Source organism: Clostridium sp. K04 (genome assembly GCF_019734375.1).
Taxonomy (GTDB): domain Bacteria; phylum Bacillota; class Clostridia; order Clostridiales; family Clostridiaceae; genus Clostridium; species Clostridium saudiense.
Map to the genome: position 1 here is coordinate 1 of NZ_JAASHD010000037.1, position 16,388 is coordinate 16,388.

Consider the following 16,388-nt stretch of genomic DNA (forward strand, 5'->3'; position numbering starts at 1 on the left):
TTATTCCAAATCTACCACTTTAAAATACAAAAAAGGATGTAGTAGATTTGTTTTTCCACAAATCTTACTACATCCTCGTATAGCCTTTTATAATTAATACTTTTTACTAACATAATTCTGCATGAATTTTATGATTTGGTTTTTCTTTTACTGTAGCAATATTATTAGCATGATCACCTATTCTTTCTAAATTTGATAAAAGATCAAAAAACATTATTCCTGCATCTGCTAGACATGTTTTAGCACTTAATCTATTTATATTATTTTCTCTAAATTGCTTTTCTAAACTATCTATTTCTTCTTCAACCTTTTCAACTTCATCATCGCTTATTTCATTAGATTTAAAACTTTCAATTGCAATAGTTATAGACCTTAAAGTAACCTCAAATAGTTGTCTTACTTCCTTATAACCATCATAAGATAAAGTAATGTTATTTTCATATTTTTGAATAGCAAGCTCAACTATATTTTCTGCATGATCTCCTATCCTCTCAATATCATTAATTGTATGATATGCCTGACTTACTAATTTTGCATTTTCTTCTGGTAAATTATGTTGAGATAATTCTATTAAATATTCAGTAATATCTCTTTCTAATGTATTAATAATACTTTCATTTGCATATACTTTTTTCATTTTTTCTTCATTCCAATTTAAGAATACCTCCATAGCCAATTCCAAATTATTTTTTGCCTTATTAGCCATTCTTATTGTTTCTTTAATAACTTGTCCACTAGCTACTATTGGGGTTTCTAAAAGTTTTTTATCTAAATAAATTGCACCACAGCTTTCTTTACCTTCATCATCTGGTAATATATGATTAACTAACATTACAAAATATTTTGATATTGGTAATATAAAAATTGTTATTACAACATTAAATATAGTATGAGCATTTGCAACTTGTCTCGCTACATTATCTGGAGTTAAATAATTTACAAATGTAACTACCTTATCTGAAAATGGTAAAAATAAAACAGTTCCAAATATATTAAATAATAGATGTAATAAAGCTGCTTTCTTTGCTGTTCTATTTGCTGTTAAACCCGCTAATATTGCAGTAACACAAGTTCCTATATTACAGCCTAATATTATTGGGAATGCTACATTCATATCTATGTTACCTGAGTTTGCTAAAGCTACTAAAATACCTGTAGTTGCAGATGAACTTTGTAATATTGCAGTCATAGTTAATCCAACTAATACACCTAAAAAATGATTTTTTCCTATTACCGAAATAAAATCATTAAATATCTGTAAATTTGATATTGGTTTAAGGGAAGACGACATTAATCCCATTCCCATAAATAATATTCCAAATCCTAAAGCAATATAAGCTAAATCTTTTATTCTTTTTTTCTTTGCAGACATCATAACTATAGCACCTACTCCTATAAATATTGGTGCTATAACCTCTAAATTAAAACTAACCATTTGAGCAGTAATTGTTGTACCTATATTAGAACCTAATATAACTCCTGTAGCTTGTATTAATGTCATTAATCCAGCATTAACAAAGCTAACTACCATTACTGTAGTAGCACTAGAACTCTGGATAATAGCCGTTACAATTGTTCCAACAAGTACTCCTATTACTTTATTGCTAGTTATTTTCTCCAATATACCTTTTAACTTTTCCCCAGCAACGTTTTCAAGTCCATCACTCATTAATTTCATACCATATAAAAATAAACCCAACCCACCAAAAATCCCTGTAACAATCTCAAAACTACTCATATACTTTATAATCCCCTCAGTTATATTTATACATATTTCATTTATAAACTATATTCTTTTTATATTTAAATAAGTACTCTATGTTTTCTATAAAAAAATAAATTAATAAAAAAAGTTGGAACTATCGGGTTTAGTTCCAACTTTAGAATATTATGGTTTTATTATAGTTTTACTATTTATTATTAGTTAATTCTTAATTGAGTTTCAGCATCGAAGAAATGTAATGCGCTTAAATCAAATCCAAATTTATGCTTTTCTCCAGTTTCATATTGATGATATCCAGGTACTGTTATTACAAGATCCTTACCGCTATTTAATTTAACATAAAGAGTTTTTTCTTTACCTAAAACTTCAATAACATCTACTGTACACTCAAATGTATCTTTATCAGCATCTCCAACAAATCTTTCAGAACGAATTCCTAAGTATACATCCTTGCCTTCATAATTTGATAAAGCTTTTAAATCAGATTCAGAAGGATTGATAGATATTAATCCATCTTCAGAAACAAATTTCTTTCCTTCCATTTTACCTTTTATCATATTAATTGTAGGTGATCCAATGAATCTAGCAACAAACATATTTTGTGGCTTTTCATAGAATTCATATGGTTTACCAACTTGTTGAATCTTTCCATCATTCATAAGAACGATCTTTGTAGCCATAGTCATAGCTTCTACTTGGTCATGTGTTACATAAATAGATGTTGTTCCAAGCGCTTTGTGAATTCTAACTAATTCAACTCTCATATGCTCTCTTAACTTAGCATCTAAGTTAGAAAGAGGTTCATCCATTAAGAAAACACTTGGTTTTCTTACAATTGCTCTTCCTAATGCAACTCTTTGTCTTTGTCCTCCAGATATATCTGATGGCTTAGAATATAAATACTTTTCAATTTGAAGTAATTTTGCAGCTTCATTAACACGCTCATTAATAATGTTCTTTCTTTCTTTTCTCATTGATAATGAAAATGCCATATTATCATATACAGTCATATGTGGGTATAGAGCATAGCTTTGGAAAACCATAGCTATATCTCTATCTTTTGATGCAAGTTTGTTAACTCTCTTCTCACCAAATATTAAGTCTCCTTCTGTTATAGAGTTAAGACCTGCAATCATACGTAATAATGTGGTTTTACCACATCCTGATGGTCCTAAAATTACACAGAAATCCTTATCTTCTATTTCTAAATTTATATGTCTTAAAGTAAAATCTTCTCTACTTTCATATTTCTTTCCAATATTATTTAATGTTACCTTCATATCTACTATCTCCTATCCTATCCTTTTGTAGCCCCATTTGAAAGACCTGATACTAATTGTTTTTGTAGTACAACGAATAATATTACTATCGGTATTGCAGTTAAAAGTGCTCCGGCTGTGAACGCTGGTTGGTTTATAGTACGTTCATCTGTTATAAGTGTTTGTAAACCTGCTGCTAACGTATAATCAGATGATGAATTTAATAATACTTTTGGTAATAAGTAATCACCAAATGGTCCTATGAATGACCATAAACCTATTATTGCAAGCATTGGTCTTGCAATTGGCATTATAATAAGTCTGTATATTTTCATACTAGAACATCCATCTATCTTAGCTGCATCATCTAGTTCTGTAGATATTGAATCTAAATATCCCTTTAGAATTATAGTATTACCAGCTATACCTCCACCAGCATATATTAATATAAGCATCATTTGTCTTGTAAGACCTGGCATTATATCTGATGCAATAGAATACATTGTAAAATAAGCTGTAATTCCTGCAAATGTTGGTATTGTTTGAATAAGCATAACTGTCATAAGAGATGCTTTTTTACCTTTAAATCTGTATCTTGAATAAGCATATCCAGTAAATGATACTATTAATATTACTAATATTGCTGTAGTAATACTTACAAATAAGGTATTAGCCATCCATTTTAAATAAAGTGTATCTTCAAATAATGTTTTAAAGTGCTTTAATGAGAAACTAAATTCTCCACCAATTATAAGTCTATTTACTTGTGCTCCATTGAATGATGATATTACAATTTGTGCTATTGGTACTATTACCATTATTGCCCACAATATTAAAAATGCATATGATACACCAAGTGCAATTTTTCCTCCAACAGTAAGAGGTTGCTTATCAGAAAGATATAAATCATTTTTTTTCTTTTTAAATATACTCATCATCCCTACCCCCTCTTAAATGCGTCTGTGTTTTTATATCCTATATATGCAATTATTATTAATGCTATTGAAATAATAACAGTAATTGTTGCTCCAACAGCTTGATATTGGCTATTCATTGTTAACTTGTATATATAAGATATTAAAAGGTCTGATGAACCTGCTAAGTTTCCATATTTACTTGGATCAAATGGTCCTCCATTATTAAATAAAGCTATAATACTGAAGTTATTAAAGTTAAATGTATATTGTCCAACTAAAAGTGGCGCTGTTTGGAATAAAACTAGCGGTACAGTTATTTTAGTTAATTTTTTAAAGCTTGTTGCTCCATCAATATCAGCAGCTTCATATAACTCAGCATTTATAGATTGTAAAACCCCTGTAGATAATAAGAAAATATATGCACTACCAAGCCAAGCTTGAATACAAATTAATGTAAGTCTTATAGTGAATGTATCATTCTTTATTGAGAAGTTTGGTCCAAAAACATTTCTCAATGAGTTAACTACAGTTCCACCATCAGCAAATAAAATACTAAAGAATAGTATAGAAATAAATGCAGGTACTGCCCATGGTAAAAGATATATTGATCTAAATAATACTTTTCCTTTAATTCTGTCATTATTAAGAACTATTGCTAAAATAAATCCTAAAGCAATTGCTAAAGTTGTAGCTCCAATAGTCCAAATTACTGTCCATCCTAATATTCTCCAGAATATAGCACCAACCATACCTTGACCTAAGAAAATCATTTTATAGTTCTCTAATGCTTCCCATCCAAACTTAGCTTGGGTATCTGGTCCCATTCCTGTGAATGATAAAAGAATTGTAGTAACAACTGGAATACATACTATAAATATAGTAATTATAGCTGCTGGTGATAAAACTAAATATGGGAATCCATCTTCAAATAAAGTTTGTTTAGTTTCAATCCAGCTTCTAAATCTTGTTCCTTTAATTGTATCTTTTTCAACTGTATTGGCATCCTTAAAACATATATACATTAAGAAAATACCAATTAATACTAAGAATATTGCAAGTATACCTTCAATCATGAAAATGATTGATCTATCAAGTCTACCTCCATCAGCAGCCAAAGTTATAAGACCTGCAATACCGTCTCCTTTATAGTTTCCATATCCCAAAGCATATGGAATAGCTATAGCATATATATATATTGTTGCAAAGAACATTATAATCGCTTTTACATATTGTTTATTCACTACTTGAGCAAGCCCAGGAATTAAAAAAGTAATCCAAGATACCCAAGGTAATGTTTTTTCAGTTTCAACTGGATAAACTCTTCTTAAATCTGCAACATTAATGTTAACAGTATTTATTTTTTGCTTAACAGTTTTTGAAAGCTCATACTTTTTATTTTTAATAATTTCCTCATTATATGTTTTTTCAGATTCAAATGATTTAACTAATAGAGCTTCTTTATATTTTCTCTTTAATTCTTTTATTGTATTTTCTTTAGCCTGTCCAGAAATTAAACCTTCCTTACACTTTGATTTAACTTCACTAATTCTATCATGTAATTTCTTATTTTCATTTTCTTTGAATTTTTTAAATTCAGCTTCAAATTTTTCATTGTCATTTGAACTTATTTTTGTTAACTTATTTTGAGCTTCTTTCAACTCTTTTGTTGCTTCTCTAGCAAATTCAATTACTGGTGGTATTTGAGCAATTTCTATCTTAGATTGCTCATATATTAATTCCGCATCATAAGTAAGTTTAGTATACTTTTTATAGAAATTAACAAACTCTTTAGCCTTAAATAATCTTAATTCTAATTTTTGTACTTTTGAAGGTAATGTTGTATCAACCTTTGATTTATAATCTGACACCTTTTTATTAACTTCTTCTAAAAAATCTTTTTCCTTTTTCTTATATTCATCCAATTGTTTATTATACGGATGATCTTTTTTATTTTTTACTAATTCATTTAATTTCTTTTCTAAATTTTCTTTTTCTTTACCAGTTGCAGCCTCAATTTTTTCCTGTAAAACTGAAACTTCATATAGGTATAAATTTTTTCTATCATACTCTCGATTAATATTATCATATAAATGCTTATTGAATTTTTTCAACCCTTTTACCTCCTTTTATACCTTCTGAATAACTTCATAATTAAATACTTCTAACATTTCTAATACACTTCCCTAAGTAAATCATTGCAAAAATTAAAGCTAAATAACCAATTGCACTTCCGATAAAGAATATTGAATAAAATTGCTCTCCTAAAAATGTTAATGCAAATGCACCTATTATAATTACAACCCATATTGCTACAAATAGCTTAGTAACTCTAAGTTTTGTAAAAGTAAAGTAACTGTGAATAGCTACAGCCATTGGTGTTATTATTCTAATAAAGAATGTTGATATACATACATTTAAATATGTAGAGAATAATTCTTTTGTTGTTTGACTTAGCGCATCTTCTCCTAAATTACTAGTGGATAACCACATATTAAATAAATCTGTATCTTTAGCTTTAATTAACATCTCCATAGATGTCATCATTATAATTGCTGCACATATTGCTACAATTGTATAAAATGTACCTTTGGGCATTTCTATACTTTCTCTCATGTGGATCCTCCTACTAAATAATAAACAAATTTAAGCTAGTAGCATTTTTCTTCTGTTTTAAAGCTTTAACTACTGATTGATTGAAAGGGAAAATAAGTGATTTCTAATCTTTAAGAAACTCCCGAAGGAGTTTCTATTTAAGCTTCAACTAAGAACTACTAACTTAAATTAGTTATCTTAAATACTATTAAATTTATATTTAGCTTTATTAGTTAAAGTTAGACATCATACCATCAAATGAAGCTTTAACTTCTTTATATGCTTCTTCTGCATTTGCAGGGTTCTTAGCTGACCATGATAATAAAGAGTTTTGCCATGTTTCCCAAACTTGTCCATATTCACTGAATAGAGGTCTGTTTTCAGCTACTTCATAACTCTTATAAGTTGCTTCTATAACTTTTAATTGTAATTCATCAATTCCTTCATAATCTGCAATTGTAGCATTTTCTAATACTTTACCAGTAGCATCAAATAATTCTTTAGCGTTATCTGGATTAACTATTTCTTTTATAAATGCTTGTGCAACTTCCATTTTAGCTTCATCATCTTCACATCTTGCATTTATTCCAAGACCCCATCCACCTTTCCAGTGTTTTAATGATTGTCCATTGAATGTGATTTGACTTAATGGAATGATTTCCATATTTTCAGCGCTTCCTACTAATTCACTAACTGAAGATGTTGCCCAAGGTCCATCGATCTTAATAACATCGCTTCCACCAGTTTTGAATTGTTCTTCTATATATCCACTAGCTGCATCTTTATCCCATAAAGATGTATTATTTTCTTTGTGACCTTTCCAGTAGTTATATAATCCTTCAAATAATTTTTGTTGTTCTTCAGTTAAATCTGCCCATTCTTTAGTTGCATCACTTGTTAATTCTTTTGATAATAATTCAAAATCAGCTGAATTAGTAAATGCAACTCCATACCAAGCATCGTGAACTGTAGTTAAAATTTGATTATATTCTAACTCTGTGAATTCTATATTTTGAGTTGTATCGATGTTTGCAGCTTTTGCATTTTCTACATTAACATAACCAATTAATGTTTCTATGTTATAAGGGAACGCTAAGTATTCACCATCAATATTGAAGTTTCCACCTAATCCATTATCAAAATCAGCAAATCCACCAACTTCTTCTGCCATTTCATCAGCAGGCATTGCAGCTAAAACTTGGTTTTTAGCTAGACCATATAATCTATCTGCAGGTAAAGCAAATACGTCTGCAACATCAGAGTTTGTTGCATCTGTTTGATCTAATACATCTAAGTGATCAAATGATCCTGTTTCAATTAATTCAATTGTTGCATTTGGATACTTTTCTACTATAGTATCTCTAACTTTTTCATAGTAAGGCATCCAGTCTTTTTCAGCTTGTACCTTTAAAGTAACTTTTTCATCACTATTTGATGTAGCTGTATTATTTTGTTCTCCTTTATTGCTATCCCCGCTATTACTTGATCCACAAGCTACAAAATTTAATGAAGTAGCTGCAACAAGTAATGTTACTAATAATTTTTTCATAATAATTCTCCTCCACTTTTCCAAAAATCAATTTATTTAAAGTTAATATAACTTAAATACATATTTATACTTAGGTAATTTCAGAAACGATTCCAACTCTTTGAAAATGTTTTCATTAATAATATAAAGATACATCTATTAGCTTGTCTACCCTATAAGCTACTATCAATATAAGTATTATTAGAATCTAAAACAATCTTTTAGGTATCGTTTCCAATGAAATTGAAAATTAAATCCCTCAACGGGAATTGTTAATATTTTTCATTTTTAAAGATTATTTCTTTGTTTATGTTTACATTATATCTAATTCCTAAATAATCGTCAACAATTAAAAAAAAATATGTTATGTTAAATTTCATATTATTTATATATATTTAAGCACCTTTTTTTTTACAATAATTTCACACATTGCTCTATTTCTACCTGTTTAAGCCATTTCTAAGCTATTAGAAGTAATTATAAAGTAGTAATTATTTATTAATACCTTTGCAAATAATACCATAATTATAGTAAACTATAGTAAACTCAAATAAAAATACATTATATTATTGATTACTATAAAAATTAATTTTAACTATGGTTGAAAGGATTAATAAATGATTGATAAATATGTAAATAGTAAAAAAATAATTGGATCTATAATTAAATTAAATCGAATAAATAAAAACATTAGTCAAAAGCAATTATCAAAAGGAATTTGTGTTCCCTCATATTTAAGTCGAATAGAAAATGGTGAATTATTACCAAGTGAAGACGTAATTTCAGTTATTTTTGATAGGCTCGGTTTAAAATTTTATGATTCTGATGAATTTTTACTAAAAGGAAAAAAATACTTAAATGATTTTTTTACTAACCTAAATTATAATGAATTTGATTATACTAACAAATTATTTGATAATCTAGAAAAAGATGAAGATAAATATATAGCTTCGCCTTTGATACTTGATTACTTTTTAGCAAAATTAGCTAGGTACTCATCCACTCCAAACAGAGATAAGTTTGAGTATTCTAAAAATATGATTTTATCATCTTTTGATTTGCTAACTGCCAAACAAAAGTATATATATAATTTCTATGCAGGAATTGATATATTAATACTTTCTAATAATAAAATCCACGGTAAACAACTTATTCAAGAAGCTTTATCGCTTAAAGAAACTGGCCATTGTTATTTTTGGTTATCATATGCATATAGAATTGAAAATAATCCTATTAAGGCTTACGACTCAATCAATAAAGCTTTAGATTTATATGTTGCGGAAGGTAATATTATAAGCATTATGTCATCATATGAAAAGATTGCAGAGGTTTATTTTATGCTAGATAATTATAGTGATGCTATTAACTATCTAGAAATTTCTTTAAATATGGCTAAAAAATTTAAAAACATTTACTTTCTTGAACATCTTAACTCAATTCTTGCTTGGGCTTATTATCGCTTAAATGACTTCAATAAAGCTCTTGAATATTTATCTTACAATAAAGGCTTAATTGATCATAGATTGATAATTCCTGATAGCGTCATTGAGTCTTTAATTTATTTTTCATTAGAAAATAAAGAATTATTAAATAAAGCTATACTTAATTTAAATAATCCAAAAACTATTCAACATATTGGTGAGCACAATTCTAAATTAATTTATGATTTATTTAAATTATTTATTGAAGATAATAATTACAATAAAAATCCATTGTGGGGAAATTTATTAAGTGAGATAAATACTAATATAACAAAACTAGTTGAGTTGAAAAAGGTATTTAACGAGTTACTAAAAAACTATTATATTATTAATAGACGTTACAAAGATGCTTTATTCTTGTAATAATGTGAAAAAGGAGGACAAACCTCCTTTTTCTTTTTTATAAAGTTGTATTGTACAAAACAACTTTATAAATCATATATTGATATAATATGATATCTTCATAAAAACTGCCCTATGGAGGATATTAAATTGAAAGATAAAAAAAATGAAAATAGAAATGAGGAATTAGATGAATATTTTAAACAATTAGATATTAAATTTGCAACACTCGAAAAATTTGGATCTTCATTATTAGTAATTGGATATTTTTTATTCATTCATGGAGCTAACATAGATATTTTAGATAGTTTGGATATGAATAATACTGGGGAAACAGCTTCCTCTGTTACCTTACTGGGTGCTGAATTAATACTAGTTGGATATGCACTACTCTTCATTGTTGCTTCTGACAGATTAGAAGAAAAGAAACTGCAAAATGATTTATTATCACAAAATACTAATTTAACCCCTCATGAAAACTTATATTATGCTTACTTTTTTTCAATTATAATTAACATGCTTAGAGTACATGCCTTATCTGAAATTGATAAAGCCAATAAATCAGGTGAAACTTTTGTATAAACTGTTAAAAAGGATGTATAAATAACTCTGATTTAATTTAATCAAATTTATACACCCTTTATAAAAATAACTTTTTTATTGTTTCTCCCAAAAATAAGGTTCATATATCTTCTTTAAATTTTTAACCATCTCATTTGAATCATTTTTACCTATTATTACTCCTGTTGATTCTTGAGTAGTTTCAAATCTAATTATTTTATCAACATTAATCATCTTCCTTATTTCATCTATCATATTTTCTTTATTAGCTTTTTTATTATATATTTTTATATATGAATATCCTTTAAAATCTTCCGATGGATACTTTAAAACCTTAAATCTATTTACATATCCTTTTAATTCTAATTCTTTATGTATTTCATCTATCTTTTCACTTTTATCTATGGTCATTAAATAAGCAGCACCATACCTTTCTGGTAGCTCTTCTTTTATATAATTACGATATGGCGAATATCTCAATTCTTTATATATAGTCTCCTCTGCTTCATTTTTGAAATCTCCATAATATATTAATACTGAATCCTCTACTACTACGTTAACAAAGCAGTGCAACCCTCCATCATTAAATAAATTAATCAACTCTTTGCTTTCTAAATAACTCATTTTATATAGTTTCAAACATCTATTATTCTTTATATCAAATAGCATAGCTCCATCCATAGCTACAACTGGTAATTTTATTCTTATATCTTTTAACGCCTCCAATAAGGCTGCTGGTGTTCTCATTGTTACTATTGTAAACTCTGCTCCATCATCAAGCATTTTATTTAACTCAACCTTACTATATGGTGTTAAGGTTGATTGCATATTTAATAATACCTTGTCTAACTCAGATACAAATAAAACATTTTTATTTTTCTTTCGTGGAATTCTTGCTGTATTTATTATTAATGCTAAAATTATCCCTATCATTGTATCTAAGATTCTGTTTATAACAAATAAATATGGATTAGTATCAGTAAGATGATTTACTACTATGCTCAAATATACAACACATGAAAAATATGAAGCATTTTTTTTATTAATAATAACCGTTGTATATATTACTGGTATTATTAGTATTGATATTAAAATATATCTTATTAACTCATTGTCTAATGGCAATAAATAAAATTCTACTAATATCATTATTAGTCCAAAAAACGCGCCTATAAATGTTCCTATTGTTCTTTGAATAGCATTAGCTTTTGCATTACTTGTATATGGCTGCATACACCATAATACCGATAACGCGGTGTAAAAAGGAGCCCCTTGTCTTCCCCTAATTAAATAAATAATAAATCCTAACAGTACTCCAATTGATGATTTAATAATACGCATTCCTATAGGTGGAAGTGCTGTTAACTTTGTCTTCATTATTTCCCTCCATCTTTTTTTATTTAAACTATAACATTTACTTTTAGTTTAGACAATAAATGAGCAGTATTTTCATATCATATTTATTATTAATATTTTAGGAGAACTTATGATTGATAATATAAATGATTATCCTGGTACAAGCATTATTATTTTAAGCTATAATAACCTAAACTATACTAAACAATGTATTGAAAGTATTAGGAAATATACCTCTAATGAAAACTATGAAATTATTGTTATTGATAATAATTCAAATGAAGAAACAACAAATTGGCTAAAGCTTCAATATGATATAAAACTTCAATTAAATACTACTAATAATGGATTTCCTGGTGGTTGCAACGATGGAATAAAGTTTGCTAATCCTATGAATGATATTTTACTTTTAAATAATGATATTGTAGTAACTAAAAACTGGCTTACTAATTTAAAAATTGCCTTATATAGTAATGATAATATAGGAGCTGTTAGCCCTGTTACTAACTCTTCTTCCTATTGGCAAAGCATTCCTGTTAACTATAATACACTTGATGAAATGCAAAACTTTGCATCTCAAATTAATATAAGTAATAAAACACGCTGGGAAGAAAGGGTTATGGTTGTTGGATATTGTATGCTTATTAAAAGATCAGTTTTAAATAAAGTTGGATTGCTTGATGAAGATTATTTTCCCGGAAACTTTGAAGATGATGATTATTGTTTCAGAATAATACTCTCTGGATATAAAGTTTTATTATGTCGAGATACTTTTGTTCATCATTATGGAAGTGCTTCATTTAATAAAAATAGTTCATATGCAAATATAATGGAAACTAATAAAGTGAAATTTGAAAGTAAATGGGATATCAATATTACTGATGTACATTTTAATTTATCTTACTTATCATTAGTTCCTGAAAAAGAAAACTTAAAAGTATTAGATGTATATGGAAATTGTGGAGTTAATGGATTAATGCTTAAGTTTTATAGAAAAAATCTTGATTTTTATATTGGAAATTCCTCCAGTGGTTCCTATAAAATAGCATCAAAACTTCATAAAACTTTTAGTTTAGAAGATAATTTAGGAGATGGTTTTGATTACATTTTAATAAATAATGGTTATAAGTTCTTGACAGATATTAATGCTAAAAATTTAGTTTTAAAAGCTTTAAAAGCTTCTAGGAATCTTGCTTTATTTATTTCTTCAACCTTATATACTGATCCTAATGCAGAAAATGCAAAGAATTTATCTTTATTCCATGATTACATGACCATGAATAACTTCATAATAACTAGGAAATTTTCTCATGGTGATAGTGTAGTTAACTTTTATATGAAGTGCTAATTTTAAATATAATAAAAAAATAATTTAAGGATATAATAAATTCCTAGTTTAAAAAATTAGATAAATATATAATTTTTCAATATAATGTATTTATTAATCCTTATAAAAATATTAAGGTACTTTTCAATATATTTAATAACATTGATATACACTATAGAGGAACCTTTCTCTTCATTACTCTATAGTGTATATCCTATTACTAAAGTCTTGTTAAAATATCTGTCCAAGTTTCCACTACTGATTTTTCTTGCTGTTCTTTTGAATAATTAGCCAAAATAAATTCTCTTGCCTTTTTAACTTTACTCAAATATTCTTCATTTCTATTTTCTATTAATTCAATAACTTCTTCAACTTTTTTACATATATCTATAACGTCTCCCTGCTCAACCCTATAAGAAAACTCCTCTTTAAAATATTCCTTTGCTCCCTGGCCATGATAACCAATTACAACGCACCCCATAGCCATTGCTTCTGCTGCTGATAATCCAAACCCTTCTTCATCAGATAAACTTATATAAATTTTACTTTTTTCTAATCTTTGTAATACATTTTGGTGTGTTTCGTTTTTAATTATATCAAAGGTATACCCCTTTAAATTATCTCTTATTTTTAAAATATTTATTATTTGTATAAAATCTTGTATATTATTTTTTTCAATAATGCTAATCACCTTATTTTTAGATTCATAATTAGGATTAATACCATAATACTCTATACAATTTATAATTCTATTAATTATTCTATCTTTAAATGTATATTCTAAGTATTCTTTATTATCTTGTGAAATTGATATTATACCAATAATTTCATCACTTAAATATGGACTTTTCTCATTATAATTAGCACCAAATCTACTAAATGTAAGATATGCCCCTTGATTAAAAATCACCTTTTTAACTCCTGGAACTATATTTAATATATTTGGGCCATATATCTCTGGTATTACTAAAATATCATTCTCAAAATTTATTAATACATCCTTAAAATAAAGTATTTTAGTATTATTTGCAAACCATGTGCACCTAAAATTATCGACTTCATGTAAAACATATGCATTAAAATTATTTTTGTTTAATATATCTACATTTTCATAAATTACATGTATTCCTCCATATGGCGTATTATCACATGGGCATAAAAAAAGTATACGATTCATAGCTATCTCCTATATTTATTCTATATTATTTTATAACCATACTATTTAATAATTAACCCTAATGTTACACACCGCACTTTTAACCATTAATTAGATTTTTGAATATATTATAAAAAGCTATATATAAAAAAACTTATTATATCTCTAATTTATTAATTTAAAATAATATGATTAATATAATATTTTTTCTATATTTAATTACCAAATTTCAGGAGGTTAACTATGTTAAATTTTACATTCTATTGGCCTAATTTAGATAGTTCTGCTTTAACTAAAGACATTTGTCTTATTCCTTTTATTTTAAGAAAATATTTCAAATATAATTCTAAAATTATTACCTTTGAAAAAAATGATTTTTCTGATGCTAAAAAATATCTAGACAATCTACCAATTGAAATAGTTTCTAGCGATGAAGAAGTTAATGATTATTTAATAAATACTGATGTATTAATGCTTGTGGGATATTATAATTTTAATATTTCAATAATAAAGAAGTATAAAAAACTAAATCCTAATGGATTGGTATATTTAAAAACGGATTTCAATCCATATTGGTTATCTACAATTAATGTTGATGAAAATTTGAAAAACAATTTATCATTAATTGATATTTTTACTGTAGAATCCTATCATTTATTAAATATTATAAATAGTACTTGGCCCTATAAGGCTAGCTATTTAACTCAAGGTTATTATGATTTTACTGGAAATAATAATATAGTGAAATATGAAGATAAAAAAAATACTATACTCACTGTTGGAAGATTAGGTGACTATTCTAAAGCTACTGAAATATTGATACAAGCCTTTATTTCTATAACTGATAAAATTCCAGATTGGAAATTACAATTAGTAGGACCTTGTGAAGATTGGTTAATAAATTATACTGAAAATTTATTAGCAACATGCCCCCAAGCGCGAGATCGAATAGAATTTGTTGGCCCTATCTCTGATAAATATGAATTAAAAAAACTATATGAAAATGCTAAAGTCTTTTGTTTACCATCACGATTTGAAGGATTTCCAAATGTTTTTCCTGAGGCTGCCTCTAACGGCTGTTATATAGTTTCTAGTAATGTTCATTGCTTTAATGATATAACAAACTTTGGCCTATTCGGAAGTAATTTTCAAATTGATAATATTGAAAATTTATCAAATGTATTAGTTAAAGTTTGTAATGATGAAAATAGACTAAAAAGTGTTTGCCACGGAATACAGGAATATAGTAATATTCATTTTAACTGGATTAAACAATGCAAAAAATTAGATTCTCTTATAAAATCAAAACTCAATGCCAATACTACAAAAAAAACAGATGTAAAATTAGTAAGTATATTACTGCTTTCCTATAATAGACTTCAATATATAAAACAATGCTTAGATTCTATTTTAAATCAATCTTACCCTAATATTGAAATAATAATATCTGATGATCATTCAGATAATTTTTCTAAAACTGATTTAGAAAATTATATTAATCAAAATAATACCGGTAATATATCTAACTATGTAATTCATTATAACGAAAAAAATTTAAAAACAGTAAAAAATATAAATAATGCAATTAAATTGAGTCATGGAGATTATCTAGTATATTTATCTGATGATGATTTATTTTATTCAGAAAATACCATAAGTGATATTGTAAAATTCCATGAAAATAACCCTGAATATGGGGTAGCTGTTGGTAGAATAGCTTGTTTTAAAGATGAGGATCCTAATAAGTTCTATTGGACTAGTCCAAATCCACTGCATACTTCTTTTATTAATGGATTGGCAATTGATTGTTTTAAATCAATTCTTAGATTTAGAGGCTCTTTCTTCCCTGCTCCAGGTCTTTCCTATAAACGTTCAACCATAGATACTTATGGATTATATGATGAAAGTTATGTTTTACTCGAAGATTTACCTAGATTTTTACAGCTTACTAGAAATGGCTGTAGAATAGGATTTATAGATTCTATTTTAGTTAGGTATAGATATGTTGGAAATTCAACTAATCCGGAAGGCAATAGTAATACAACTAATACTATATTGCAAGATGATATGAATTTAACTTTATCAAAAGAAATGGATCCATATATGTTTCTATTAAACGATTAAACTTTTAATATATGTATTAAAT

At 26.8% G+C, this 16,388-nt stretch carries 12 protein-coding genes; 4 read left to right on the forward strand and 8 right to left on the reverse strand.

From position 1 onward, the window contains the following. Positions 1–106: 106 nt before the first annotated feature. The 6 genes from HCG70_RS13820 to HCG70_RS13845 form a co-directional block, all read right to left on the reverse strand. Entirely contained in the window at positions 107–1,738 is a 1,632-nt protein-coding gene (locus tag HCG70_RS13820) for a Na/Pi cotransporter family protein (RefSeq protein ID WP_154820567.1), read from the reverse strand. A 182-nt stretch (positions 1,739–1,920) separates the two neighbouring features. Beyond that, positions 1,921–3,003 carry an ABC transporter ATP-binding protein gene (locus tag HCG70_RS13825; protein WP_042395104.1) on the reverse strand — a complete coding sequence of 361 codons (1,083 nt, stop codon included), beginning with the start codon at positions 3,001–3,003 and terminating at the stop codon, positions 1,921–1,923. A gap of 17 nt (positions 3,004–3,020) precedes the next feature. Beyond that, complete coding sequence (locus HCG70_RS13830) at positions 3,021–3,920, reverse strand: sugar ABC transporter permease (protein WP_242858811.1); 900 nt, start codon at positions 3,918–3,920, stop codon at positions 3,021–3,023. Positions 3,921–3,922: 2 nt separating this feature from the next. Continuing rightward, positions 3,923–6,010, reverse strand: coding sequence for an ABC transporter permease subunit (locus HCG70_RS13835; protein WP_042395107.1), 2,088 nt, complete (start codon positions 6,008–6,010; stop codon positions 3,923–3,925). A 40-nt stretch (positions 6,011–6,050) separates the two neighbouring features. After that, positions 6,051–6,512 carry a hypothetical protein gene (locus HCG70_RS13840; protein ID WP_042395110.1) on the reverse strand — a complete coding sequence of 154 codons (462 nt, stop codon included), beginning with the start codon at positions 6,510–6,512 and terminating at the stop codon, positions 6,051–6,053. A 208-nt stretch (positions 6,513–6,720) separates the two neighbouring features. Further along, positions 6,721–8,040 (reverse strand): extracellular solute-binding protein, encoded by a 1,320-nt coding sequence (locus HCG70_RS13845; RefSeq protein WP_221697885.1) that lies wholly within the window; start codon positions 8,038–8,040, stop codon positions 6,721–6,723. Between the two features lie 596 nt (positions 8,041–8,636). Here HCG70_RS13845 and HCG70_RS13850 point away from each other — a divergent pair. Beyond that, the gene (locus HCG70_RS13850; RefSeq protein WP_042395116.1) at positions 8,637–9,863 is read left to right on the forward strand and encodes a helix-turn-helix transcriptional regulator; all 1,227 of its coding nucleotides are present in this window, start codon (positions 8,637–8,639) and stop codon (positions 9,861–9,863) included. A gap of 129 nt (positions 9,864–9,992) precedes the next feature. Further along, positions 9,993–10,424, forward strand: coding sequence for a hypothetical protein (locus tag HCG70_RS13855; protein WP_042395119.1), 432 nt, complete (start codon positions 9,993–9,995; stop codon positions 10,422–10,424). A 75-nt stretch (positions 10,425–10,499) separates the two neighbouring features. On the opposite strand, the gene HCG70_RS13860 is transcribed toward HCG70_RS13855, so the two are convergent. Next, entirely contained in the window at positions 10,500–11,780 is a 1,281-nt protein-coding gene (locus HCG70_RS13860) for an HAD hydrolase family protein (protein ID WP_042395122.1), read from the reverse strand. Between the two features lie 109 nt (positions 11,781–11,889). Between HCG70_RS13860 and HCG70_RS13865 the strand changes: the two genes are divergently transcribed. Continuing rightward, on the forward strand, positions 11,890–13,107 hold the full coding sequence (locus HCG70_RS13865) for a glycosyltransferase family 2 protein (RefSeq protein ID WP_221697886.1): 1,218 nt from the start codon (positions 11,890–11,892) through the stop codon (positions 13,105–13,107). A gap of 199 nt (positions 13,108–13,306) precedes the next feature. Here HCG70_RS13865 and HCG70_RS13870 read toward each other — a convergent pair whose 3' ends face one another. Next, complete coding sequence (locus tag HCG70_RS13870; RefSeq protein WP_055291980.1) at positions 13,307–14,263, reverse strand: glycosyltransferase; 957 nt, start codon at positions 14,261–14,263, stop codon at positions 13,307–13,309. A 222-nt stretch (positions 14,264–14,485) separates the two neighbouring features. Here HCG70_RS13870 and HCG70_RS13875 point away from each other — a divergent pair, with 222 nt between their 5' ends. Continuing rightward, entirely contained in the window at positions 14,486–16,366 is a 1,881-nt protein-coding gene (locus HCG70_RS13875) for a glycosyltransferase (RefSeq protein WP_221697887.1), read from the forward strand. Positions 16,367–16,388 lie beyond the last annotated feature (22 nt).

Bases quoted from the DNA above. Each gene is read 5' to 3' on its own strand.
- HCG70_RS13845 (WP_221697885.1), bottom strand. From the start codon at position 8,040: ATGAAAAAATTATTAGTAACATTACTTGTTGCAGCTACTTCATTAAAT.
- HCG70_RS13820 (WP_154820567.1), bottom strand. From the start codon at position 1,738: ATGAGTAGTTTTGAGATTGTTACAGGGATTTTTGGTGGGTTGGGTTTA.
- HCG70_RS13830 (WP_242858811.1), bottom strand. From the start codon at position 3,920: ATGATGAGTATATTTAAAAAGAAAAAAAATGATTTATATCTTTCTGAT.
- HCG70_RS13850 (WP_042395116.1), top strand. From the start codon at position 8,637: ATGATTGATAAATATGTAAATAGTAAAAAAATAATTGGATCTATAATT.
- HCG70_RS13825 (WP_042395104.1), bottom strand. From the start codon at position 3,003: ATGAAGGTAACATTAAATAATATTGGAAAGAAATATGAAAGTAGAGAA.
- HCG70_RS13865 (WP_221697886.1), top strand. From the start codon at position 11,890: ATGATTGATAATATAAATGATTATCCTGGTACAAGCATTATTATTTTA.
- HCG70_RS13840 (WP_042395110.1), bottom strand. From the start codon at position 6,512: ATGAGAGAAAGTATAGAAATGCCCAAAGGTACATTTTATACAATTGTA.
- HCG70_RS13860 (WP_042395122.1), bottom strand. From the start codon at position 11,780: ATGAAGACAAAGTTAACAGCACTTCCACCTATAGGAATGCGTATTATT.
- HCG70_RS13875 (WP_221697887.1), top strand. From the start codon at position 14,486: ATGTTAAATTTTACATTCTATTGGCCTAATTTAGATAGTTCTGCTTTA.
- HCG70_RS13870 (WP_055291980.1), bottom strand. From the start codon at position 14,263: ATGAATCGTATACTTTTTTTATGCCCATGTGATAATACGCCATATGGA.